The 23,148-nt window shown below is 60.3% G+C and carries 19 protein-coding genes; 6 read left to right on the top strand and 13 right to left on the bottom strand.

Going from position 1 to position 23,148, the window contains the following annotated elements:
- The first annotated feature begins 18 nt into the window (after positions 1 to 18).
- A complete protein-coding gene (locus ACR0EZ_RS13020; protein WP_480613638.1) occupies positions 19 to 1,683 on the top strand; it encodes a mechanosensitive ion channel family protein in 1,665 nt (554 codons plus the stop codon).
- Positions 1,684 to 1,754: 71 nt separating this feature from the next.
- Positions 1,755 to 3,047 carry a serine--tRNA ligase gene (serS, locus tag ACR0EZ_RS13015; RefSeq protein WP_480613636.1) on the top strand — a complete coding sequence of 431 codons (1,293 nt, stop codon included), beginning with the start codon at positions 1,755 to 1,757 and terminating at the stop codon, positions 3,045 to 3,047.
- A gap of 60 nt (positions 3,048 to 3,107) precedes the next feature.
- Here serS and ACR0EZ_RS13010 read toward each other — a convergent pair whose 3' ends face one another.
- The 5 genes from ACR0EZ_RS13010 to ACR0EZ_RS12990 all read right to left on the bottom strand — a co-directional run bounded on the left by ACR0EZ_RS13010 (position 3,108) and on the right by ACR0EZ_RS12990 (position 8,474).
- Positions 3,108 to 3,686, bottom strand: coding sequence for a helix-hairpin-helix domain-containing protein (locus tag ACR0EZ_RS13010; protein ID WP_480613634.1), 579 nt, complete (start codon positions 3,684 to 3,686; stop codon positions 3,108 to 3,110).
- 92 nt (positions 3,687 to 3,778) lie between these two features.
- The gene (locus ACR0EZ_RS13005) at positions 3,779 to 4,765 is read right to left on the bottom strand and encodes a fatty acid desaturase (RefSeq protein WP_480613632.1); all 987 of its coding nucleotides are present in this window, start codon (positions 4,763 to 4,765) and stop codon (positions 3,779 to 3,781) included.
- A gap of 160 nt (positions 4,766 to 4,925) precedes the next feature.
- Entirely contained in the window at positions 4,926 to 6,389 is a 1,464-nt protein-coding gene (gene der, locus ACR0EZ_RS13000; protein WP_480613630.1) for a ribosome biogenesis GTPase Der, read from the bottom strand.
- Between the two features lie 48 nt (positions 6,390 to 6,437).
- Entirely contained in the window at positions 6,438 to 7,760 is a 1,323-nt protein-coding gene (locus ACR0EZ_RS12995) for a PQQ-like beta-propeller repeat protein (protein WP_480613628.1), read from the bottom strand.
- 42 nt (positions 7,761 to 7,802) lie between these two features.
- Positions 7,803 to 8,474, bottom strand: coding sequence for a hypothetical protein (locus tag ACR0EZ_RS12990; protein WP_480613626.1), 672 nt, complete (start codon positions 8,472 to 8,474; stop codon positions 7,803 to 7,805).
- A gap of 225 nt (positions 8,475 to 8,699) precedes the next feature.
- On the opposite strand from ACR0EZ_RS12990, the gene ACR0EZ_RS12985 reads away from it, so the two are divergent.
- Both ACR0EZ_RS12985 and ACR0EZ_RS12980 read left to right on the top strand, forming a co-directional pair.
- Entirely contained in the window at positions 8,700 to 9,932 is a 1,233-nt protein-coding gene (locus tag ACR0EZ_RS12985) for an efflux RND transporter periplasmic adaptor subunit (protein WP_480613624.1), read from the top strand.
- Positions 9,929 to 13,717 carry an efflux RND transporter permease subunit gene (locus ACR0EZ_RS12980; protein WP_480613623.1) on the top strand — a complete coding sequence of 1,263 codons (3,789 nt, stop codon included), beginning with the start codon at positions 9,929 to 9,931 and terminating at the stop codon, positions 13,715 to 13,717. Before ACR0EZ_RS12985 ends, ACR0EZ_RS12980 begins: the two co-directional genes overlap by 4 nt.
- 63 nt (positions 13,718 to 13,780) lie before the next feature.
- On the opposite strand, the gene ACR0EZ_RS12975 is transcribed toward ACR0EZ_RS12980, so the two are convergent.
- The 3 genes from ACR0EZ_RS12975 to ACR0EZ_RS12965 all read right to left on the bottom strand — a co-directional run bounded on the left by ACR0EZ_RS12975 (position 13,781) and on the right by ACR0EZ_RS12965 (position 18,272).
- A complete protein-coding gene (locus ACR0EZ_RS12975) occupies positions 13,781 to 14,620 on the bottom strand; it encodes a hypothetical protein (RefSeq protein ID WP_480613621.1) in 840 nt (279 codons plus the stop codon).
- A 332-nt stretch (positions 14,621 to 14,952) separates the two neighbouring features.
- Positions 14,953 to 16,758, bottom strand: a complete 1,806-nt coding sequence (locus ACR0EZ_RS12970; RefSeq protein ID WP_480613619.1) for an ABCB family ABC transporter ATP-binding protein/permease — start codon at positions 16,756 to 16,758, stop codon at positions 14,953 to 14,955.
- 77 nt (positions 16,759 to 16,835) lie between these two features.
- Complete coding sequence (locus ACR0EZ_RS12965; RefSeq protein ID WP_480613617.1) at positions 16,836 to 18,272, bottom strand: LysM peptidoglycan-binding domain-containing protein; 1,437 nt, start codon at positions 18,270 to 18,272, stop codon at positions 16,836 to 16,838.
- 126 nt (positions 18,273 to 18,398) lie between these two features.
- On the opposite strand from ACR0EZ_RS12965, the gene ACR0EZ_RS12960 reads away from it, so the two are divergent.
- A complete protein-coding gene (locus ACR0EZ_RS12960; RefSeq protein WP_480613616.1) occupies positions 18,399 to 18,950 on the top strand; it encodes an LOG family protein in 552 nt (183 codons plus the stop codon).
- 38 nt (positions 18,951 to 18,988) lie between these two features.
- Here ACR0EZ_RS12960 and ACR0EZ_RS12955 read toward each other — a convergent pair whose 3' ends face one another.
- The 3 genes from ACR0EZ_RS12955 to ACR0EZ_RS12945 form a co-directional block, all read right to left on the bottom strand.
- On the bottom strand, positions 18,989 to 19,450 hold the full coding sequence (locus ACR0EZ_RS12955; protein ID WP_480613614.1) for a host attachment family protein: 462 nt from the start codon (positions 19,448 to 19,450) through the stop codon (positions 18,989 to 18,991).
- 213 nt (positions 19,451 to 19,663) lie between these two features.
- Complete coding sequence (locus ACR0EZ_RS12950) at positions 19,664 to 20,386, bottom strand: metallophosphoesterase (RefSeq protein WP_480613612.1); 723 nt, start codon at positions 20,384 to 20,386, stop codon at positions 19,664 to 19,666.
- A 163-nt stretch (positions 20,387 to 20,549) separates the two neighbouring features.
- A complete protein-coding gene (locus tag ACR0EZ_RS12945) occupies positions 20,550 to 21,149 on the bottom strand; it encodes a superoxide dismutase (protein WP_480613610.1) in 600 nt (199 codons plus the stop codon).
- Between the two features lie 101 nt (positions 21,150 to 21,250).
- Here ACR0EZ_RS12945 and ACR0EZ_RS12940 point away from each other — a divergent pair, with 101 nt between their 5' ends.
- Positions 21,251 to 22,012 (top strand): FkbM family methyltransferase, encoded by a 762-nt coding sequence (locus ACR0EZ_RS12940; protein WP_480613608.1) that lies wholly within the window; start codon positions 21,251 to 21,253, stop codon positions 22,010 to 22,012.
- Between the two features lie 33 nt (positions 22,013 to 22,045).
- Here ACR0EZ_RS12940 and ACR0EZ_RS12935 read toward each other — a convergent pair whose 3' ends face one another.
- Positions 22,046 to 22,489, bottom strand: coding sequence for a hypothetical protein (locus ACR0EZ_RS12935; RefSeq protein WP_480613606.1), 444 nt, complete (start codon positions 22,487 to 22,489; stop codon positions 22,046 to 22,048).
- Positions 22,490 to 22,706: 217 nt separating this feature from the next.
- Positions 22,707 to 22,988 carry a hypothetical protein gene (locus ACR0EZ_RS12930; RefSeq protein WP_480613605.1) on the bottom strand — a complete coding sequence of 94 codons (282 nt, stop codon included), beginning with the start codon at positions 22,986 to 22,988 and terminating at the stop codon, positions 22,707 to 22,709.
- Between the last annotated feature and the right edge of the window lie 160 nt (positions 22,989 to 23,148).

Below are 23,148 nucleotides of genomic sequence, written 5' to 3'. Positions count from 1 at the left end.
CAGGCGACAGGAGGGGCAATGGCACATCTTCACAAACCCTTGCGAATGCTGGCGCTTTTGCTTGCGTTGACCCTGTCTGTCGTGATGCAGCCCCTGCCCGGACAGGCGCAGGAAACACAGGCTGACGCGCCTGCGGCATCGGACACCCAATCCGACGTTTTCAAAGCCCCGGTCATCGTCGATGGCGATACGCTGTTCCACCTGCGGGGTTCCAGCGCCCTGCCCGCAAGTGAACGCGCCGAAAACGTCCAGAACAGAATTATCGAAGTTGCCGAGGCCTCGGACAATCCGGATGTGACCGTCACCTATGAGGATACCGATCTGGGCACCCGCATTCTGGTTGATGGCGTCTCGGTGTCGATCGTCACCGTCGCGGATGCGGAACTGGACCAGATGGAGCTGGACGTCCTCGGCTTCCTGCACGGTGAGGCCATCAAAGAGGCCATCGTCGCCTACCGCGCCAACCGGACCGAACAGGCGCGCGTCTCGGGCGCGATTGAGGCCGCCGCCTGGACCATCGGGTTCGCCCTGTTCGTTGTCGCCATTCTGTGGCTGCACCGCCGGATCCGGCGGCGTACCCTAAGGTTTGTCAAACGCCATCTGAAGGATGTGGAAACCGCCACCGCCAAAAGCGTACAGGCCGAAGCCATTGCCGCGCTGGTCAGATACGGTTTGAATTTCGTGCTGCTGGTCGTCTTCTTTCTGGGCTTTTACTACTACCTGTCCTTCGTCCTGCTGGCCTTTGCCGAGACCCGGTATTTCGCGCAACTGCTGCTGACCTACCTGACCGAGCCGGTCCTGCTGATCTTCAAGGGCGTTCTCAGCTATATCCCGAACATGATCATGCTGGCGCTGATCACCTGGATCACTGTCTATGTCATCCGGGGGATGCGGGTGTTCTTTGACGCGGTCGAAGCGGGCTCGTTCGAACTGGGCGATTTCGAAAAGCACTGGATCAACCCGACCTTCAACATCGCCCGCGTCGTCGTCATCCTGATCGCTTTGGTCTTTGCGGTGCCTTACATTCCGGGTTCGGATTCGGCGGCTTTTCAGGGGCTGACCATTCTTGTGGGCGCGATGCTGTCGCTGGGCGCGAACTCGGTCGTGTCGAACATGCTGGCCGGGCTGTTCGTGATCTATCGCCGCTCGACCTCGATCGGGGATCGCATTCAGATCGGCGACCATATCGGCGATGTGGTTCAGATCAAGCTGATGGAGACGCATCTGAAGTCGATCAAGAACGAGTTGATCTCGATCCCCAACGCGCAGCTGATGAATTCGGATGTGGTGAATTTCTCGAAGAAAACCGATGGCAGCGGGCTGCTGCTACACACCACAGTCGGCATCGGCTATGAGGAGCCTCCCGAGAAGGTCGAGGCGATGCTGATCGAGGCCGCCCATCGCACCAAGGGGATCAAGGCCAAGCCGGAACCCTTTGTTTTATGGACCGCTTTGGCGGATTACGCGATCAATTACCAGATCAACGGCTACACCACACGCGGCAGTATCATTCCCAAGATACGCTCGGACCTGCACCGCAACATCGTGGCGGTGTTCAACGAGAACAACGTTCAGATCATGACGCCCTCGTATATGGCCGATCCGCCCGAGCCGAAAATCCCGGTCGGGGAATGGGACGGGCATCTGGCGCATGAAACACACGAAGACGCGGATAAGTCGTAACCGGTGCTACACGCTGTCATTCAGATAGTGCATAAGCGGCAACAGTGATTCACGCATTAAGGACCTGGACTATGCACGACATCCGCGCCATTCGCGAAAACCCTGCCGCCTTCGACGCCGCCCTTGCGCGCCGTGGGGACGCGCCGGTGTCGTCAGATCTGCTGCGGCTCGACGAAAGCCGCCGGGCCAAGATTCTGGCGGCCGAAACCGCGCAGGCCGAACAGAACAAGGCCAGCAAGGAAGTCGGCGTCGCCAAAGGGCGCGGGGATGAGGCCGAGTTCGAACGCCTGCGCGCGCTGGTGGCCGAGAAAAAGGCCGAAGTGGCCCGCATGCAAACCGAGGCCAAGGACCTTGACGCGCTGCTGACCGATCAACTGGCCCGTATCGCCAACCTGCCCGCCGACGATGTGCCGCAGGGCGCGGATGAGACCGACAATGTCGAGGTCAACCGCTGGGGCTCCCCGCGCGAATTCGCCTTCGCACCGAAAGAGCATTACGAAATCCCCGCCGTCGCTGCGGCGATGGATTTCGAAACCGCCGCAAAATCCAGCGGCAGCCGGTTCGTGAACCTGTCGAAAGGGGTCGCCCGCATTCACCGTGCGCTGGCCCAGTTCATGCTGGACACGCATATCGACAAGAATGGCCTGACGGAGACGCAAACCCCGGTCCTGGTCCGGGACGAGGCGATGTACGGCACCGACAAGCTGCCGAAATTCGGCGAGGACAGCTATCAGACCACCAATGGCTGGTGGCTGATCCCGACATCCGAGGTCACGCTGACTTATTCGGTGGCGGGCGATATTCTGGACGAGGCCACCCTGCCCATCCGTATGACCGCCCACACCGTCTGTTTCCGGTCCGAGGCGGGCAGCGCGGGCAAGGACACCGCCGGCATGCTGCGCCAGCACCAGTTCGAAAAGGTCGAGATGGTCTCGGTCACCCATCCGGACAAATCGGATGACGAGCAAAAGCGCATGCTGCGCTGTGCCGAGGACCTGCTGGAACAATTGGGCATCCCTTACCGCACTGTGGTTCTGTGCACCGGCGACATGGGCTTTGGCGCGCGCCGGACCTATGACATCGAGGCGTGGCTGCCCGGTCAGGATGCCTATCGCGAGATCAGCTCGGTCTCGACCACCGGTGATTTCCAGGCCCGCCGGATGAATGCCCGGTTCCGCCCCGAGGGCGGCGGCAAACCGGCATATGTGCACACGCTGAACGGCTCGGGCCTTGCTGTCGGGCGCTGCCTGATTGCGGTTCTGGAAAATGGCCAGAACGAAGATGGCACCGTGTCCCTGCCCGAGGTCCTGTCGCCCTATCTGGGCGGCAAACTGACCCTGCAGGCCGACGGCACACTGGCCTGACAAGAAAAAACCGGCATCGTCTGAAACGGTGCCGGTTCAAAAATCGGAAAGGCGCAGGCGTTACTTCTTGGCCTTTTTGTCCTTTTTCTTGCCCTTCTTCTTGTCTTTCTTTTTGTCGTCTTTTTTCTTGCCGTCCTTCTTGGGCTTTTTGCCCTTCTTGGACTTTTCCTTGACCTTGTCCTTGGCTTTCGAGAACGCGGCTTCCATCTCTTTGCGCTTGGCTGCGGCTTTCTCGGCCTTTGCCTTGGCTTTTGCCTTTTTCTTTTCCTTCGCCGCAGCCAGTTCAGCCGCAGCCTTTTCCTCTGCCGCTTTCCGGGCGGCCTCTTCCGCGCGCTTTTCGGCAGCGGCGGCCGCTACGGTCTTTCGCGCGGCGGGTTTTCGGACCGCCGGTTTTCGTGTGGCGGTCTTGCGGGTGGCCGGTTTACGGGCGGGGGTTCGGCGCGAGGCGGCCGGTTTGGCGGCAATCGCCTCTTTCGCGGCGGCAATCAACAAAGCCGCACGGGCCTCACCCACGCGGGGAACCTTGACCAGAGCCGCAGGGGTCGCCTTGGCCAGCGCTTCTGCGGTCTTGAACCCGTTAGCGGCAAGCGCCTGCGCCAGCGCTGCTCCTACACCTTTAACATCGGTCACTGCGGTCATTATCGGTCCTTTCTCTGTCTCCCGGCATCTTCGTATATACACAGGATGTACATCCATGCAAGTCGCCCTGCTATCCTGCTAAGATTAGAGGGTCAATTGCTATGGGCAAGATTAGCTGCGCGTTCCTTTTTCGGGAAGGGCACAAGGCGCTTGGTGTCCTCGTCCCAAAGCTTGAGCCTGAGGGCGGCCACCGCCTCGGGGAACTTGATGCGGCGCGGTGTGAATTCCGGTGGCAGATTGTAATGGCAGGCGCGCAGCCGATAGGACGGGATACGCGCGTTGAAGTGGTGGATATCGTGCAACGTGATGCAGGCCACCGCAGTGTCGAACCACCAGCCGAAATCCAAAGCTGACGACCCCTGCAAAGCCGCCAGTTGCGGGTCCAGATCGGGGCGGCGGTCCCAGTAGGTATCCTCGAAATTATGCTGCAGATAGACAAGGAACACGCCCAGCATGCCCCCCAGCATCGAAAAGACCAGCCAGACCAGCATGCCGGTGGCACCGGCGATCAGGTACAGCAGGCCCAGAAACACAACAATCGAGAGATTGTGTAATACAACACCCCGGACCCCGAAGCGGACGGTGTTTTTGGGCCAGCGATAGCGGATGAAATAGGTGAACAGCGCCCCGACCGGAACAAGGATGAACGGATTGCGGTACAGCCTGTAGAACAGGCGCTTTTTCCAATCGGCGTCATTCCATTCCCCCAGGGTCATGGTATGAATCTCGCCGGTCTCGCGATGTGCCAAATTGCCGATGCCCGCGTGATGCAGGTTGTGGTTCTGCTTCATCACCTCGAACGGCGCGAAGGTGAAAGGCGACAGTCCGTGCCCGGCCCATTCGTTCTGCTGTCGGGTTTCGAACAGCGAGTGATGCCCGCAATCATGTTGCAACACGTATAGACGTACGGCGGAAAACGCAAAGACGATCCCGGCGGGAACCATGATGTACCAGTGATCGACAAAGGCAATCGCCAGTGCCAGCGATGCGAAATACACCGCAAATGTTCCGAAATAGCTCAGCGCAGCCAGCCGATTGTCCTGTACCGCGTATTGTCGTGTATATTCCCTCAAATCCATCCAGCCCGCTCCCCACGATGGCCCGGTTTTCCTGTCTCAAAATCAAATGCGGTTGCCCGCATACCAGCAGCGCGCGAAAACAAATGCACGCACGTGAATGCTAGCGTGGGGAACAGGGGCTGTCACGCCCCCACAGCAAAAACGCTGAAAATTGGCGCAGTTACGCGCGGCCCTTGAGATGTTTGGCCAATGCACCGGCGTTTTTCTTGCGCCGACCCTTATAGGGGTTCTTGTCGCCCTGCCCGCGCAACGTCAGGCGGATCGGGGTGCCGGGCATATCAAAATCCTCGCGCAGGCCGTTCACCAGATACCGCGAATAGCTGTCGGGCATCTTGTCGGGGTGCGAGCACATGACCACAAACTCCGGCGGGCGGGTCTTGGCCTGAGTCATATAGCGCAGCTTGATCCGACGGCCTTGCGGGGCTGGCGGCGGGTGCTGCTGCAGCATCGCGGTCAGCCAGCGGTTCAGCGCGGCGGTCGGTACGCGGCGGTTCCACACGTCATGTGCGCGCAGAATGGCGGCACGCAGGCGCTCCAGCCCCCGGCCTGTTTTAGCCGAGACTGTGATCAGCGGCGCGCCGCGCAGTTGCGGCAGAAGGCGGTCAAAGGATTCTTTCAGATCGCGCAGCTTTTCCTGCTTGTTGTCCTCGATGTCCCATTTGTTGACAGCGACAACCACAGCGCGGCCCTCGCGTTCCGCCAGATCGGCGATGCGTAGGTCCTGCTGTTCGAACGGGATGGCGGCGTCGAGCAGGACGACAACGACCTCGGCAAATTTCACCGCGCGCAGACCGTCCGAAACCGAGAGCTTTTCCAGCTTCTCCTGCACCTTGGCCTTTTTGCGCATCCCCGCCGTGTCGAAGATTCGCATCGGCGTGCTGTCGCCATCCGGGTCGGCCCAGTCGATGCGCAGGCTGTTGGCGTCGCGGGTGATCCCGGCCTCGGGGCCGGTCAGCAGACGGTCTTCGCCGATGATCTTGTTGATCAGGGTGGATTTCCCGGCGTTCGGACGTCCAACAACCGCCACCTGCAAGGGCTTGGCGACGGTGATCAGCGGCGCTTCGCCCTCGCCATCTTCATCCAGTTCGATATCGGTTTCGGGCGTATCATCGGCGGCTTGTTCCTCGGCCGCATCCGCCAGAGGCATCAGCTGCGCGTAAAGGTCCGTCATCCCTTCGCCATGCTCGCCGGACAGACGGACGGGTTCGCCGAGGCCGAGGTTATAAGCCTCGAGCACGCCGGCATCTGCGGCTGACCCTTCGGCCTTGTTCGCCGCAAGGATCACATGTTTCGACCGTTTGCGCAGAATCTCGGCGAACATCTCGTCGGTCGGGGTCAGGCCCACGCGCGCGTCGATCATGAACAGGCAGACATCGGCCATATCCACCGCGCGCTCGGTCAGGCGGCGCATGCGGCCCTGCAGGCTGTCATCGGTCGCGTCCTCAAGCCCTGCTGTGTCGATCACGGTAAAGCGCAGATCGCCCAGACGCCCTTCGCCTTCGCGCAGATCGCGCGTTACGCCGGGCTGGTCGTCGACCAAAGCCAGACGTTTGCCCACAAGGCGGTTGAACAGGGTGGATTTGCCCACATTCGGGCGCCCCACGATGGCGAGGGTCAGCGACATGTTCTCAACTTTCAAGACTCAAGAAGCGCCCTTTAGCGCATCTTGCGGTCAACGGAAAGCGTGTAGATCGCCCTTGGTCGATACGACATACAAGGTCTGACCGGCCACAACCGGCGCGGTGGTCGCCCCGCCCGGCACCTCGACCCGATGCACCAGCGCGCCGTCGACCGGGTTGAAGAAACGCAGATACCCGTCGTTCGAGGCGATTACGATACGGCCCCCGGCAAGGATCGGGCCATAGTGGGCAAAGATCGCGCCACGGCGACCGCGCTTGTCCTTGACAAAGCCCGGCAGGTCCTGCGCCCAGATGATGGACCCATCGGCGGCGTTGAGACGCACCAACTGGCTGCGGTCGCTGATCAGGAAGATGCTGTTGCCTGCGGGCCAGACCGTATCAACAGCACCCTCGTCCGCCGTCCAGCGACGCTCGCCCGAGCCCGCGTCAAAGGCGACGGTGCGGCCCGAGTGGTTGCCGATGTAAATCGTATCGCCAGCCACCATCGGCCCACCGGTTACATCCACGATCTGCGCGGCCGCGCGACCCCGGCGGCCACCGGCGACCGAGGCGTTCCAGCGCCGGATACCGCCCCGGCGGAAGGTCGCGGCAATATCGCCCGAGCCAAAGGCAAACACCGCCAGATCCGAGGCTATGACCGGCGCAGGTGCGCCCAGAACGTTGCCCACGCTTGGCGTGCCTTCGATCTGCCAGGCGATGCGGCCATCCTTGGTGTCAACGGTCCAGCCGGTTTCATCGCCCGCCACCAGATAGAGTAGCCCGTCATTGACCAGCGGCGCACCGCTGCCGGTTGCATTCAGCCGTTTCTGCCAGCGGATCGCCCCGGTCTTGGCGTCCAGCGCCGTCAGCCGCCCGAACCCGGACGACACGTAAAGCACGCCGTTGGCAAAGGCCAGACCGCCGCCTGTCGCGTCGCCATCGCTGTCCCGCGACGGGATCAGGTTTGTATCCCAGACCACCTGCCCCTGCGGCGACACCGCCGATACGGTCGCACCGGCATCGAGCGTATAAATCAGCCCGCCCGCCACGACCGGCTCTGCCGTGATCCGCTGCTTGCGCGAGTCGCCGTCGCCAATTGACGCCGACCAGATACGCTGCGGCGCGCTTCCGAGTGCGGCGTTATTCGTACGGTAAGCAGGCGTTCCAGGGCTTTGCGACCAGCTTGAATTTGCCGACTGTCCCGGCAGGCTGATCGGTTGAGACCCCCGCGTTTCAACCGTTTCGCTGTCGGCAGCGGGGCGGATATCTTCACGGGCGCCGGGCAGGATGGCCTCGGGCTCTTCACAGGCGGCCAGCGCGGTCAATGCGATTGCCGCAGCCAGCAAACCCATACGGGAAAAAAATCTTGTCACCATGATAATCCGAACTCGCCTGTCATTTAGTCTTGTCCCGCCAGATCAGCCTTGCTGCGCCACAAGCGGTTCCGGTTCGCCACCCAGCGCCACGATCAGCTGAGCCGCTCGTTGCTGCAAATCGACACCAACCTCGGCATCCTGTCGCAGCGCCTGCAGCCGGTCCAGCGCGGCGTCGATATTGCCCTCGGACACGTCGATCAGGGCAAGTTGCTCTTCGGCCAGCAGGCGCAGCGGCGCGCCAGGCGCGGCCAGCGCTTCGAACTGCAGCCTGCGATCTGCGGCGGGCAGTGTCTCGCTTTGCAGCAGCAGCGCCTTGAAGCTGGCCACTGCGCGGTAAATCTCGGGGATATCGCCCTGCACGGCAACCGTGTTCAGGCTTGCAACGGCATCCTGCTCGGACCCGGCCTCGACCTGCGACGCGGACAACAGCATGTTCAGCACCGCGTCACCGCCCGGCGACTGCGCCTGAACGCTCTGCAAGCCGGATGCGCGTGCGGCGGAATCATTCTGGCTCAGCGCTGCAAGAATCTCATCGCCCAGGGTCTGGGCCTGCGATGCATCCCGTGCCTTGCGGTATTCGTTGAACGCCGCCCCGCCCACGATCAGGATCACGACCAGAACGCCAACCCAGCCCCAGCGCCGCAAAAGCAGGTACATCCGGTCGCGGCGCACCTCTTCCGTGACTTCATCAATGAAACTGTCGACGTCGCTCATCCGTGTCCCCAAGCTGTGTACTGCGCGTTAGTGCGCCATGTCATACCCCGGCACCAAGGCCAAGCCAAGGGTCCGATTTTGCCCATTTTCACCGTCATGCCGCGCCCTTGCGTAAAAAAACATATTGAACTATTCAGTTCAGCGTGGAAAAGCCCTTTGACGTACCCCATTTTTATACCAGACCTTAGCGGTCAAAGTGGCTGAGAATTCCAAGAGAGGTCCTTTATGCGTTTGATTTCATTCATCAATGCCGCCTTGGTGATTGCTGCGCTGTATCTGCTCGTTTTCGAACGCGACGCGCTGTTCGCCTTTGCCGGACGCGAAGACGCCCCGGCCGAGGACCAATCTGACGCAACGTCACCTGCGCAGGCAGCTACGGACCAGGACGCGGTTGGCGTTGTTGCGATCCGTTCGGTCGCGCGTGAAATCGACAGCGCGGTCCTGCTGCGCGGCGAGACGCAGGCGAACCGACAGGTCGAGGTTCTGGCCGAAACCACCTCGACCGTGACGTCCGAACCCAAACGCCGGGGTGCCTTTGTCGAAGCGGGAGATTTGCTGTGCGAACTGGACCCCGGATCGCGCCCCGCCGCGCTGGCCGAGGCCAAGGCCGCCAAGCTGGAAGCCGAAAGCCGCATCCCCGAGGCTGAAGCGCGCCTGGTCGAAGCCCACGCGCTGGTCGCAGAGGCCGACATCAACCTGAAGGCCGCGCGCAAGCTGTCGGAAACCGGGTTCGGCTCGGAAACGCGCCGCATTTCCAGCGAAGCCGCCATGAGTTCGGCCAAGGCTGGCATCAAATCCGCCGAAGCCGGGCTTGAGGCCACGCGCGCAGGGATCGAAGCCGCCGCTGCCGAGGTCGAAGCCGCCGAGCGCGAGATTGACCGCCTGACCATCGAAGCCCCCTTTCGCGGCCTGCTGGAAAGCGACACCGCCGAACTGGGCAGCCTGATGCAGCCCGGCGCGCTCTGCGCGACTGTCATTCAGCTCGACCCGATCAAGCTGGTGGGTTTCGTGCCCGAGACCGAGGTAAACCGGGTCACCGTCGGATCAAAAGCCTCTGCACGGCTGGTGACGGGGGAGCAGGTCGAGGGGCTTGTGACCTTCCTCAGCCGCTCGGCGGACGAGACCACCCGCACGTTCGAGGTTGAGATCAGTGTTCCGAACCCGGACCTGACCATCCGCGACGGCCAGACCGCGGAAATCCGCATCGCCGCCGAGGGCGCGAAGGCGCATTTGCTGCCGCAATCCGCGCTGACCCTGAACAATGACGGGCAGTTGGGCGTGCGTATTGTCGGCGACGACGACGTGGTCGATTTCGTCCCGGTCCGCCTGCTGCGTGACGCTGCTGATGGCGTCTGGCTCGGCGGGCTGCCCGAAAGCGCCGAGGTTATCGTGGTCGGACAGGAATTCGTTACACGCGGCGTCGCCGTCGCACCGACTTATCAGGACGTCTCACAATGACGGGTATTGTCAGTTGGGCCGCCGGCCGGGCCCGGATGGTTCTGGCCTTCATCGCGATCTCGCTGGTCGTCGGCGGGTTTGCTTATGTGAGCCTGCCCAAAGAAGGTGAGCCGGATATCGACATCCCGATGCTGTTCGTCTCGGTTCAGTTTCCCGGCATCTCTGCCGAGGATTCGGAAAACCTGCTGATCAAGCCGATAGAAACCGAGATGGCCGATCTTGACGGTCTGGACAAGATGACCGCCACCGCAGCTGAGAACTACGCAGGCATGCTGTTGGAGTTCGAGTTTGGCTGGGATAAATCGGCCACCATCGCGGACGTTCGGGATGCGATGAATACGGCTCAGGCCGACTTTCCCGACGGGGCCGAACAATACACGATCTCCGAGGTCAATTTCTCTGAATTCCCGATCGTCATTGTCAACCTGACCGGCGCCGTGCCTGAACGCACAATGGCTCGCATTGCAAAAGACTTACAAGACGATCTGGAAGCACTGGATTCGGTGCTTGAGGCCGGTATCGCGGGCAATCGCGACGAAATGCTTGAGGTCATCATCGACCCCCTGCGGCTCGAGGCCTACAATATCTCGGCCGATGAGTTGATCACTGTTGTTCAGAACAACAACCAACTGATTGCTGCCGGTGAGGTTGATACAGCGCAGGGCACATTCTCGGTCAAGATCCCGTCCTCATTCAAAACGGCCGAGGATGTCTACAGCCTGCCCGTCAAGGTCAACGGTGATCGCGTCGTGACAATGGGAGAGCTGGCGCAGATCAACTACACCTTCGAAGACCGTGAAGGCACCGCCCGTTTTGACGGCGAGTCCACGGTGGCCCTGCAGGTCGTCAAACGCAAGGGTTTCAACCTGATCGACACGGTGGCACAGGTCAAAGAAGCCCTGACCGCCGCACAGGAGAAATGGCCCGCCGAACTGCGTGCTGCGGTGGACGTGGGCACATCGAACGACCAGAGCCGTATTGTTGACTCGATGGTACGCCAGCTTGAGGGCTCGGTTCTGACCGCCATCGCGCTGGTGATGATCGTCGTGCTGGCCTCGCTGGGTACGCGCGCGGCGCTGCTGGTTGGTTTTGCAATCCCGACCTCGTTCCTGCTGAGTTTTGCGTTCCTGGCCATCATGGGTGTCAGCATTTCGAACATGGTGATGTTCGGGCTGATCCTGGCCGTCGGCATGCTGGTCGACGGAGCCATCGTTGTTGTCGAATACGCTGACAAACGCATCAAGGAAGGCATTGGCCCGATGCATGCCTATGTCGAGGCAGCGCAGCGGATGTTCTGGCCCATCGTGTCGTCCACCGCGACGACGCTCTGCGCCTTCCTGCCGATGCTGTTCTGGCCCGGCGTTCCGGGCGAATTCATGAAGATGCTACCGATCACGCTGATCTTCGTACTGTCCTCGTCGCTGATCGTGGCGCTGATCTACCTGCCGGTGGTGGGCGGCGTCTCGGGTCGCCTGAGCCGCATCTTCGACCGCGCGTCGAACTGGCTGCGGGCGGCCGCGCCGTGGTGGCTGCGTGCAGTTCTGGTTCCGCCGTCGCTGTATATGATCTTCCTCGGCGCAATGCAGATGCTGAACCCGGCTTATCTGATGCCCGAAGGCAGCGCAGGCGGGGTGGTCTTCGGGGCCCTGCTGCTGGTTGCGGGCGGATTTGCAGGCTCTGTGACCCTCAGCGCGGCCAAGATCGAACGCCACCGGGAAGAGCGTGTGCATACCGCCAAGGAACACACGCTGTTTGGCTATATCGTCAAGTTTCTGGTCGGCAACCCGATCATGCCGATCGTATCGATCATTGTTGTCGGGGTCGCTGTTGTGTCCGTCATGACCGCATTCGGGAACAACAACCGGGGCGTGGAATTCTTCGTCGAAACAGAGCCGGAACAGGCCACAGCCTATGTTCGCGCGCGTGGCAACCTGTCGCTACAGGAAAAAGACGCGCTGGTGCTTGCCGCCGAAGAGGTGATCAGCGCACATCCTGCCGTGACCAATGTCTTTGCGTTCGCTGGGCAAGGCGGCCTCAACCAGAACAACGGCGGTGCCGAAGCCCCGGCAGATACCGTCGGCCGCGTACAGTTCGAGATCACCCCATGGGAAGACCGCCCCAAGCAATCAGAGCCTATCTTATTCGGGTTGTTCGACCGCGAGATCATCGTACCGGAATATGACGGAGATTTTGTTCTGGACGAACTGAATGCAGAACTCGCCCAGTTGCCCGGTTTCATCGTGGAAATCCTGCCTCTGGAACAGGGTCCGGCCTCGGCCAAGCCCGTGCATCTGCGCATCAAAGGGGATGGCTGGGAAGACCTGACCGCCGCCGCCCTTGCTGCCCGCGCGGTCTTCGACGAAACACCCGGCCTGATCAAGATCGAGGACACGATGCCTCTGCCCGGCATCGACTGGCAGATCGACGTGGATGTCGCGCAGGCCGGTCGGTTCGGCGCCGATGTGGCCACGGTCGGCGCGATGGTGCAACTGGTCACGCGCGGTATCCTGCTGGGTGAAATGCGCCCCGACAACACGGATGAAGAGGTCGAAATCCGCGTCCGCCTGCCCGAAGAAGACCGCGTGCTGTCCACGCTGGATTCGCTCAAGGTGCGCACCCCGGACGGCCTTGTGCCGCTGTCGAATTTCGTCACCCGCAAACCGGTGGCGAAACTGGCCGAGATCAACCGGATTGATCAGGAACGGTATTACGACGTCAAAGCCGATGTCGAACCCGGCCTGTCCAAGGTGGTTGTCGACGGGCCGGAAGGTGCTGAACAACGGCTGGCCGTTGTTCGCGCAGTGGCCGAAGGGGCCGAGCCGACGGGCACGGTTATCGCCAGCCCCGATGGCACCCGGTTCGAACTTGTGCAACTGACCGGCGCCGAAACAACCGAGGGTCTGCGCGCCGCCATCGACAGCGGAGACGCGCGCTTTGCGCTGATCAACCCGAACGAGCGGATCGCCGTTCTGACCGAGTGGCTGGACACAAGCCCTTTCTCGACCGCCATAAGCTGGGAATGGACCGGCGATCAGGAAGATCAGGAGGAATCCGGTGCGTTCCTGATGAACGCCTTCGCCGGTGCGCTGGGGCTGATGTTCGTGATCCTGCTGGCCCAGTTCAACTCGTTCTACAACTCGATCCTGGTGCTGCTGGCGGTGGTTCTGTCCACCACCGGGGTTCTGATCGGGATGCTGGTGATGCAACAGCCTTTCTCGATCATCATGACCGGTACGGGCATCGTGGCGCTGGCGGGGATCGTGGTGAACAACAACATTGTTCTGATCGACACCTATCAGGAATACAGCCGCTACATGCCCCGGATCGACGCCATCGTCCGCACGGCCGAGGCGCGTATCCGTCCGGTTCTGCTGACCACCCTGACCACAATGGCGGGCCTGACACCGATGATGTTCGGCCTGTCGCTGGACTTCATCAACGGCGGTTATTCCATCGACAGCCCCACCGCGCTGTGGTGGAAGCAACTGGCGACCGCCGTAGTGTTCGGGCTTGGTATTGCCACGGTGCTGACGCTGATCGTCACGCCTTCGTTCCTGGCGCTGCGGGTCTGGGTGACAACCTATGCAGTTTGGCTGGGCAAGGTGCTGGCGCGGGTCACTGCTGGCCGGTCCAGCAAGATCGCGCAGGACATGGCCATCGGACGCAGCGCGCGCGACATGCAATCGACCGAGATTGTCTGGAGCGACTCGCCCGCCCCGTCACCGGATGCCGCAGATCATCGGGACGATCTTCCGCCCGGCACACCGCTCAAAGCCGCAGAATAGCACCACAAGTGCCGGAGATTCCGGCCCTTGTTGCTTTCAAATGCCACGGGAAACAGGCCCCGCTTATCTGGCCTGTTTGACCTTCAGTGTACCCTTGGGCAGGAAAATTTTGTACTTCACCGCCATCGAAGAGGATTCCTCGACTGATTTTGCGGTCGTCAACTCCGAGCCACCTTTTACCACTGTAAAATCAACACCAAGCGTTCCTTTCACACTTTTGCTTTGTACTGCTTTCGCCCCGCTCGTGGCGGTGGGTTCCAATATGATGGGTTCTTCGGCGGCGTCGATCAGCAGCGTCTTCCCGCTGACCATGCCCTTGTAGGTCAGGTTCTGCTTCATAACCGGCTTGACCTTGCGCCGCATGTGCAACTCGATATTCACCTTGCCCGAGGGTTCCATCATAATACCGCGAAACCTGACCGCGCCGCGCTGCAACGTCTCTTTCAGCTTCACGCGGCCTGGCTTGGAGTCCACGGTCAGGATAACCGTTCCGCGACCCAGTTGTCTGTTGTAGAAATCCGTCCCGCTAAAGCTGATGTCACATTCGACAAGCTTGTTCTTCCGGCCCTGTGCATCGTCGGCCTTTTCCGCCTTGGTCACCAACTGAATAGATTTTCTGATCTTGGGGATCAGGTTTTTGAGGCCTTTTTCAACAGGTGTCCTTTTTGCCAGCTTGTGGCTGACCAGCTTTCTGGTCGCCTTGAGAGCGATGTTAAGCTCGATGAGCATCTGATTGAATCTTGGCGGCTTCAGGCCCTGCAGTACCACGTAATACTGGTTGAACAGGCCCTCGAATTCTTTCGCTTCCCCCTTTTTCAGATTGGGGTGGGCCTTGGCGAGAGGACTGTAAACGTTCTTCAAGTAATCGTCTGCCAACTTTGCAAACCCAAATTGGTCAGCCATTGGTAAATTCCTTTCAGTCAAATAACTTGAGCGATCAGAGGGCAAAAAGTCTTGGGTCCTGAATATCGCTCTGGAAAAAAGTAATTTTCTAAATCGCGTCGGTGCCGGTCTCGACACAGACGCCAGTGCAGTATCACGACGTCGCGCCTGATACAGTTAACCAAGTCACACATTGGACATGTCCTCGGTGTTGCCCGGCGGAGAGCCGCCCATTCAGCAGTGTGCTAGCTTTGGCAAACGCCGTTGATCAGATGTCTCGCTAGGTTTCCACAGCCAAACCCTCTGACAACATGAGTTCGAGATGCGTGCCGCCATCGCCCTCAGGCGCAGGATCAAGCCGCCTGACTGTCCGATTGCTGACGGTTCCACAGCTGAGCATAGCGCCCCTGCTGCGACAGCAGCTCGTCATGCGTGCCCTGCTCGATGATCTCACCGCTTTCCAGAACCACGATCCGGTCGGCCTCGGCGATGGTGCTTAGGCGATGCGCGATGGTGATCACCGTCCGCCCCTCACCGGCGCGGGCCAGGGCATCCTTGATGTCCTGTTCCGTATCCGTATCGAGGGCCGAGGTCGCCTCGTCCAGCAGCAGGATCGGCGGGTTCTTCAGCAGGGTCCGCGCGATACCGACGCGTTGTTTTTCACCACCGGACAGTTTCAGGCCGCGTTCCCCGACCTTGGTGTCGTACCCTTCGGGCAGTGTCGCGATGAAGTCGTGAATCTGAGCGGCCCGGGCCGTCGCCTCGACATCCTCCTGCGTGGACCCGTCACGTCCATAGGCGATGTTGTAGCGGATCGTGTCGTTGAACAGCACCGTATCCTGCGGCACGACGCCGATAGCCGCGTGCAGGCTGGTTTGGGTAACGTCCCGCACATCCTGACCATCGATTTTCAACGCGCCGCCGGTCACGTCATAGAACCGGAACAACAATCGCCCGATGGTCGACTTGCCCGATCCGGTCGCCCCGACAATCGCCACCGTCTGTCCCGCCGGAACGGACAGCGACACGCCTTTGAGGATTTCGCGCTCCGGGTCGTAGCCAAAATGGACATTCTCCAAGGTCACTTCACCGCCGTTCACAGCAAGATCAGGCGCATCGGGTTTGTCCTTGACTTCGGCCGGTTGTTCAAGCAGATCGAACATCTGCCCCATATCCACCAGCGATTGCCGGATTTCCCGATAGACCGTGCCCAGAAAGTTCAGCGGCACGGTGATCTGGATCATGTAGGCGTTGACCATGACGAAATCGCCAACGGTCAGAGACCCGTTCTGCACCCCAATCGCCGCCAGAACCATGACGCCGATCAGGCCGCAGGTGATCAGGAACGACTGGCCGAAGTTCAGAAACGCCAGCGAATACGCCGTCTTTAGCGCGGCCCCCGCATAGGCCTTCATCGACACATCATAACGTGCGGCTTCGCGCTGTTCCGCGTTGAAATATTTGACGGTTTCAAAGTTGAGCAGGCTGTCGATGGCGCGCTGGTTGGCCTCGGTGTCCTGATCGTTCATCTCGCGCCGCAGCTTCACCCGCCACTCGGTCACCGCAAAGGTGAACCAGATGTAAAGGGCGATGGTGACGGCGACGACGACCAGATACCACACGTCGAACAGCCACATCAGGATGATGGCCACCAGCAGCAGTTCCAGGATCAGCGGTCCGATCGAGAACAGCAGGAAGCGCAGCAGGAACTCCACACCCTTCACGCCACGCTCGATAATGCGGCTTAGCCCACCGGTGCGGCGGGTGACGTGATAGCGCATCGACAGTTGGTGGATGTGCTGAAAGGTCTCCAGCGCCAGTGCCCTTAGCGCACGCTGCCCGACCGGGGCAAAGGCTGCATCGCGCAGTTGCTGGAACCCCACGGTCATCATACGCGCCACGCCATAGGCAACGGTCAGCCCCACGGCCCCAAGCGCCACGGGCGGCACGCCCTCACCGGCCAAGGCATCAACCGCGCCCTTGTACAGGATCGGGGTATACACCGCGATCAGCTTGGCCAGCACCAGCATACCCAGCGCGATGACCACCCGGCGCTTGACCCAGGGCTCATCATCCGGCCAGAGATAAGGCGCGACCTTGCGGATCGTGCGCCAGCCGGACTGGCGTTCGTCGGTGTCCGGCTTGGTGTCCGAAGTCATGGGGGCTGTCCGTCTCATCACGTACCTTGTCTGCGGTCAGAGGTAGACCCCGGCCCGCGCCGGGGCCAGAGGTGATTTTATTCGGGAATTGTAAAAATCTGCCCCGGATAGATCAGATCGGGGTCACGGATCAACTCGCGATTGGCCTCGAACAGCCGCACATACAGTACGCCGTCGCCAAACCGTTCGCGCGAGATGGCCCAAAGCGTGTCCCCCCTTTGAACCGTGACCGAACGGATCGGCGCCACCTGTTCCTGCGGCGCGCCCTCTGTCGCGGCCTCGGCGGCCTGCAATACCTCGACAGGTTCGCGTTTGAACGGGGTTTCAACGCGGCTGAGCACGGTTCCGTCCGTGTTCACTTCATCCACGCGCAAGGTGTAGACGCCCGGGTCGATCCCTTCGATCTGGCCCCGCCAGTTGCCGTCTTCCTCGGGGTCCAGATCTGCGACAAGGCGGTTGTCCAGATAGAGGCGCACAGCCGACCCGTCCGGCGCGCGCCCGGTCAGTTCGACATCGCCGGTGTCCGAATAGCCGATGGTGTCCAAAGCGATCTGTTCGGGCACGTCATTTGAAGCGGCCGGGGGTTGGACCAGTTCGACGCCTTCTTCACCAGACCGCAGCACAGCGATTTGCTGGTCTTCGCTGGCCTTTTCCGGCGCGGCCTCGGTTGTTTGCGGTTCGGCACCGGCGGTCTGCGTTTCTTCGGGGGCTTCGGTCAGGGTTTCATCGGATGCTTCGGTCGTCGTCTCACCGGAAACTTCTGGCTGAGCCTCGGTCTCGGCAGCGGTGGCGACCTCAGTTTCACTGGTCGGCTCGGCATCTTCGGGCTGCTCATCCCCTAAGGGCGGTTCAGCGGCGGCGATCTGCTCTTCTTCCGGTTTGGGCAGGGCAGCAATCAGATAATCATCCGATTGGGCCGTCCGCTCACCATCCGAGTTTTCCAACACAAGACCCCGCGCCGCATCGCTGAACGGGATCGTGACGAATTCCGCAAACTGACCTCCGGGCCCGACGGTGAATTCGTGCAGCAATGCCCCGTTCAACAGCACCCGCATCCGGCTGCCGGGTTCCGCATCGCCGGACAGCAAGGCATTGCCATCTTTCTCGACAAATATCTGGTCCAGAACCGGCGGCGTGAGAGGGGCAGTTTCCGCTTCCCCTGCCTCATCAGCAGCAACCTCCGCCTGCGGCTCTGACACGGTTTCCTCTGCCTGATCAGCGGCGGGTTCCGCAACCGCCTCTTCCACTGGCTCGGCAGAGGGCTCCTGCTCGGCAGCCTCTTGCACCGGCTCAGCGGTCTGAGTGCTGTTGTCAACGGCTGCGGGTTCCTCGGACGGCTGGCTTTCCGGTGCCGGGGCTTCTGCGGTCTGCTCCTGTTCTGGCTGTTCGACCTCGGGCGGAGTGCTGAAAACGCCCGACAGGTACAGACCACCCGCACCCAAAACTGCGACAAGACCGGCAATCACTCCCCAGACAAAATTCCCAGAGCTTCCGTTTCCCGATTTGGCGTCCATTCTTTTCCTTTCGCTCCGCGGCGCAAATGCTTTGACTTACACGCATTCCGGCGGACAGTTGAGCCAATCTATCAATCTCGCTATCACGGGTCAAAACGTCTGACACAAGCCCGGAGACCCCCTTAGATGTCCCAGAAATCCGTCTGTGTGTATTGCGGGTCACGCAATGGTGAAAATGCTGCATATTCCGACGCCGCGCGGCAGTTCGGCACTTTGCTGGCAAACGAAGGCTGGCGGCTGGTTTATGGCGCCGGAGATGTCGGTCTGATGGGCGAAGTGGCGCGGGCCGCACAGACTGCCGGAGGGGATACGTTCGGCGTGATCCCCGTCCACCTTTTGCAGCGCGAGGTCGGCAAGACCGACCTGACCCGTTTCGTCGTCACCGAAACGATGCACGAGCGCAAGAAGGTCATGATCATGAACGCCGACGCCGTTGTGGTCCTGCCCGGAGGCCCCGGTTCGCTGGACGAGCTGTTCGAGGCGCTGACATGGCGGCAACTGGGCCTGCACGACAAACCCATTCTGGTCATGAACGTGGATGGATACTGGGACGCGCTGCACAAGCTGCTGGATCAGGTGATCGATCAGGGCTTCGCCGATGCCTCGCTTGGCGCGTTCATCACCTGGGTCGAAGACGCGGATACGGCGATGTCCGCCTTGCGCGAAAAACTGAAGTAATGCCGGAATCGGGCGGCCTGCGCCGCCCGAAGGATCGATCAGGCCAGGCGCGCTGCGGGCTTTAGCCGGTTCGTCAGAACCTTTTCGACCTTGTGCAAAGGATGATTGGTCAGCGTCTTGTCGACCTCGGCCACGACCTTGGCAAGAACTTCACTGTGCAGCCGGCGGCGCAACAGGCCAAGTACGTGCGGGCTGGCCACCAGCACCAAACGCTTAAAGGCCCCTTTCAGCCCTTTGCGGTTCAGCAGATTGGCAAGATCCTGCACGAACAGGGATTTGGCATGGGTTTTCCAGCTTGCGTCCTCGACGGCTGATTTCTGGTTTGGACCGTTGTCATTTCGACGCCCGGCCCGGTCGGTTGGTTTCGGTTTCGGGCTGTCTTGTTCTTCGACCGAAAGGACAACCAGATTCGGGTCCTCGGCATCGGTGATGTTCTCCATGAACAACGCCTTCTCCCCGTCTGCAATGATAACCCATGTTCCCTGTGCAAGTGCGACCATCGTGATCTCCTGTTAAGGTTTCTTTTGGGTATCCCTCGCCTGCCGGACACAATTATTGTGTCACGCGCCAGTCGAAGCAGGCGCGCCGCCCGGTGTTTTTGAATTTGCGGATTTCTCCCTCCCGCACAATATAAGCTAGGGATCGCGGGGCCGCTTACAATGGGTGGGGGTGCCGAAAGTTAACGCATCGGCAGGTTTTCACCCGCCCCCGGATCAGGCGGACAGTTCGATCACCGTAATTTCCGGGGTCACGCCAAACCGAAGCGGCAGCCCCGAGCACCCGATTCCGCCGGACACCACCAGATCGCGACCATCTTCGCGCATATGGCCATACGCGTACCGATTGCCGAACCGGGACGGCACGTAAGGTGCCCAGCCAAAGAAATTGATCTGACCCCCATGCGTATGTCCTGACACTGTCAAGACCACCTGATCGGGCACGTCGGGAAACACGTCCGGCTCATGCGCCATCATGATAACCGGGGCATCATCGGTAATCTGCGCCAGGGTTGCAGGCAAATCATCCAGCCCCTGAAACTGGCGGCGCCCAAGCGGAAACGCGCGTTGATCTTCCAGCCCCGCCAACCAAAACCCCGCGTCCTCAAGCTTGATGGCCGCATTCGACAGCACCGGTATTCCGTTCCGTTCAAGGGCCTCACCATAAATGTTCGGCCTGCCCTTGCGCCTTTTCGCGGCTTCGTCTTCACACCAGTCATGGTTTCCCAGAACGGCATGCACACCAAGCGGTGCGTCCAGCCCGGCCAGAATCGAGGCCAGTTCGTCAGGGTAGACCTCGCGCGTCTCGAACTTGTGCCCGCGCGCAAAGTCGCCCAATAGCAGGATAAGGTCGGGGGCAATCGCATTTGTGCGCCGGACGATCTGCATAAGTCGCTGGCGGCCGACAAACGGCTCTCCGACATGCAGGTCCGAGACCATGGCAATCCGAACCGGTCTGGCCGTCCAATCGTCGCGCCGAATGTGCCATCTGCGGACGCGCAGGCTTAAGGATGGTTCTACGAAATAGCCATAGCCGGATCGAAAAAGGCCTGCTCGCTTAAGCGCCAGCAGGCCTTTAAAAAGTCTTCTTCGGTTCAACCGATCACATCCGCGATGCGACGTTTTCCCAGTTCACCAGATTGTCGAGGAAGTTCGACAGGTAAGCCGGACGCTTGTTGCGGAAGTCGATGTAATACGAATGCTCCCACACGTCGCAGCCCAGCAGCGCGGTCTGACCAAAGCACAGCGGGTTCACGCCGTTCTCGGTCTTGGTCACGGCCAGCGAGCCATCGGCGTTCTTGACCAGCCAAGCCCAGCCCGAGCCGAACTGACCTGCGCCAGCGGCGCTGAACTGCGACTTGAATTCGTCAACCGAGCTGAAGCTTTCGGTCAGCGCCTTCTCCAACTCGCCGGGCATGGCGTTGTCGCCGGGGCCCATCATCTCCCAGAACTGGTTGTGGTTCCACAGCTGGCTGATGTTGTTGAAGATACCGTTCTGCGCGACGGCGTTCGCGTCGTAGGTGCCGGTGATGATCTCTTCCAGCGACTTGCCGTCCCACTCGGTGCCCGCGATCAGCTTGTTGCCGTTGTCGACATAGGCCTTGTGGTGCAGGTCGTGGTGATATTCCAATGTTTCCGCGGACATACCCTTGGCTGCCAGCGCGTCATGTGCATAAGGAAGATCAGGAAGTTCAAAAGCCATCTCGGCCCCCTGTTGAAATGAATGTTGCGGTTTCCAAAGGTTACATGCTTTGGCAAGCGCCGCAGGTCAAGGGCAGAGACGATAAAACCCGGAGGTCCGCGATGCTGACACAGGCGCGCAAGATGTTCTACCGCGCCCGCGGGTACTATGCTGGGCGGCTGAACGGTGAGCCGTTTCGTCTGGACCCCTACCATTCCAAGTTCTGGCGCAAAGCCTCTGCCGGCGACTGGGAGCCTGAAACCTTTGCCGTGCTTGACCGGTTCCTGACCCCTGAAAGCGACTATCTGGATATTGGCGCGTGGATCGGCCCGACCGTCCTCTTTGGCAGCCGAAGGGCGCGCCACGTCTGGTGTTTCGAACCGGACCCCACCGCGTACCGGCATCTGGCGTGGAATCTGGACCTGAACGACATTCGCAACGTCTCGGCCTTCGGCGTGGCGCTGTCGGACCAGTTCGGCGTGGCCCGCATGGCCTCGGTACGCGGCGAGCCGGGAGATTCCACCAGTTCGCTTTTGCACGACGGCGCGCATGGGTCGGATGCGCTGACAATTGGTTGGGACAAGTTCGAGGCCGCGACGGACCTTTCGCGCGTGTCTCTGGTCAAGATGGATATCGAGGGGGCAGAGTTTTTTGTTTTGCCAACCCTCATCCCGTTTCTCAAGAAGCACCGACCTGCATTGCTTCTGTCAACGCATGCGCCCCTTCTGGATGAGACCAAACGCAAGGGCAGGATGGCAAACTTAGAGGATTTGCTGTCCTTCTACCGTTTCTGTCACAAAAGCGACGGAACCGCCGCAAAAACAGAAACCATAACCGACGGGACAGCACTATCCGGGTTTCAGACCTTTTTGTTTACTGGCTGAGCGAGACCAAAATCCACCCAGCCAGCCATGGCCTTAAAACAAGTTTGGAGAAGCCACCGACTTGCAGGATCCGACCCCGCTTGGGCGGTTCAGGATGTTGGCTTGCGGGAAACTCGCTGTCATTTTGAAAACAGAGGTCTTGGGATCCACTGTCGCGGTATAGGCCACCCGAAGACGACCAGAACTGGACGCCATAAGATTAATGCGCCACGACATTCTGTATTCACCCTTACGCGTTAACTTGAGCTTTGCTTGGGCAGGCGTTTCATCCGGCAGGTTTGCCAGCTCATTCGACGTCCGGATCGCACCATCATACGCCCGGGCCTGATTGGCGTCGGCATCAACGCTCAGCAGAACTCTGCTCGGAATCCATCCTTGGTCTTCAATGCTGTGCAACTCGCAATCATAGTTTTGGATATCGGCCTGGGCCGTTCCAGCGGCGCACGCCAAAGTGAGTACAGAGAGTAGAGATTTCATTTACTGTTGACCTTCAAATCTACTTAGGTGTCGGAATTGGTTTGCACCGCCCGTTCGCGAAACCGTCACGCGGAAGGTATGTGGCTGAGGTGCGCGACTTGGCGATGGCTTTCATGGTTTTGCGGTTCAAGTTGACTGAGAACTCCAGATCAAGCAGGTCGATCGCGTCGTACCGGTTCTCGTTTGATGCGTAGGTACGTCCTGATGCCGTGTAAACTTAGTTCGAACCAACCCACGCAATAAGCAGAACCTTGGGCGTGTCTCGTGACACCCGGCCGACTCCGGCGGCTGTGGTGATCTTGGGAATCTTGACATCGTGCAGCCGGACTGACCGGCCAAATTCATCTACCGAAAACACCAAGCGTTGTGGCGTTGGACGGTTCACAAGACCGGGTTCAAAAGTACATTCAAAACTTTCTTTGAAAGTCTCTGCAGCAGCAGTCCATGGAGCAGCGGAAAAGGCCGCCAATACAATCGCTAACGTTTTATGAATATTCATTGATTCTCTATTCTCCTAATATTCCCGCCCAAGATTTTAGTACTCGGATCATGTCTTCGCTACATGTAATGCGATAGCTTTTTGCAAGCCCACTCTTACTAAAAGTGTGAGGAGGCGCCACCCAATACCGGAGTTTGAGGTGGTTCTTCAGAATTTCTTT

The sequence above is a fragment of the Ruegeria sp. AK4 genome (assembly GCF_056541025.1).
The sequence above is the reverse complement of the archived record's forward strand: the minus strand, read 5'-3'. Positions and strand labels throughout refer to the sequence as shown.

Excerpts from the sequence above, each read along its gene's own strand:
- ACR0EZ_RS13020 (WP_480613638.1), top strand. The coding sequence starts at position 19 with ATGGCACATCTTCACAAACCCTTGCGAATGCTGGCGCTTTTGCTTGCG.
- serS (WP_480613636.1), top strand. The coding sequence starts at position 1,755 with ATGCACGACATCCGCGCCATTCGCGAAAACCCTGCCGCCTTCGACGCC.
- ACR0EZ_RS13010 (WP_480613634.1), bottom strand. The coding sequence starts at position 3,686 with ATGACCGCAGTGACCGATGTTAAAGGTGTAGGAGCAGCGCTGGCGCAG.
- ACR0EZ_RS13005 (WP_480613632.1), bottom strand. The coding sequence starts at position 4,765 with ATGGATTTGAGGGAATATACACGACAATACGCGGTACAGGACAATCGG.
- der (WP_480613630.1), bottom strand. The coding sequence starts at position 6,389 with ATGTCGCTGACCCTCGCCATCGTGGGGCGCCCGAATGTGGGCAAATCC.
- ACR0EZ_RS12995 (WP_480613628.1), bottom strand. The coding sequence starts at position 7,760 with ATGGTGACAAGATTTTTTTCCCGTATGGGTTTGCTGGCTGCGGCAATC.
- ACR0EZ_RS12990 (WP_480613626.1), bottom strand. The coding sequence starts at position 8,474 with ATGAGCGACGTCGACAGTTTCATTGATGAAGTCACGGAAGAGGTGCGC.
- ACR0EZ_RS12985 (WP_480613624.1), top strand. The coding sequence starts at position 8,700 with ATGCGTTTGATTTCATTCATCAATGCCGCCTTGGTGATTGCTGCGCTG.
- ACR0EZ_RS12980 (WP_480613623.1), top strand. The coding sequence starts at position 9,929 with ATGACGGGTATTGTCAGTTGGGCCGCCGGCCGGGCCCGGATGGTTCTG.
- ACR0EZ_RS12975 (WP_480613621.1), bottom strand. The coding sequence starts at position 14,620 with ATGGCTGACCAATTTGGGTTTGCAAAGTTGGCAGACGATTACTTGAAG.
- ACR0EZ_RS12970 (WP_480613619.1), bottom strand. The coding sequence starts at position 16,758 with ATGACTTCGGACACCAAGCCGGACACCGACGAACGCCAGTCCGGCTGG.
- ACR0EZ_RS12965 (WP_480613617.1), bottom strand. The coding sequence starts at position 18,272 with ATGGACGCCAAATCGGGAAACGGAAGCTCTGGGAATTTTGTCTGGGGA.
- ACR0EZ_RS12960 (WP_480613616.1), top strand. The coding sequence starts at position 18,399 with ATGTCCCAGAAATCCGTCTGTGTGTATTGCGGGTCACGCAATGGTGAA.
- ACR0EZ_RS12955 (WP_480613614.1), bottom strand. The coding sequence starts at position 19,450 with ATGGTCGCACTTGCACAGGGAACATGGGTTATCATTGCAGACGGGGAG.
- ACR0EZ_RS12950 (WP_480613612.1), bottom strand. The coding sequence starts at position 20,386 with ATGGTCTCGGACCTGCATGTCGGAGAGCCGTTTGTCGGCCGCCAGCGA.
- ACR0EZ_RS12945 (WP_480613610.1), bottom strand. The coding sequence starts at position 21,149 with ATGGCTTTTGAACTTCCTGATCTTCCTTATGCACATGACGCGCTGGCA.
- ACR0EZ_RS12940 (WP_480613608.1), top strand. The coding sequence starts at position 21,251 with ATGCTGACACAGGCGCGCAAGATGTTCTACCGCGCCCGCGGGTACTAT.
- ACR0EZ_RS12935 (WP_480613606.1), bottom strand. The coding sequence starts at position 22,489 with ATGAAATCTCTACTCTCTGTACTCACTTTGGCGTGCGCCGCTGGAACG.
- ACR0EZ_RS12930 (WP_480613605.1), bottom strand. The coding sequence starts at position 22,988 with ATGAATATTCATAAAACGTTAGCGATTGTATTGGCGGCCTTTTCCGCT.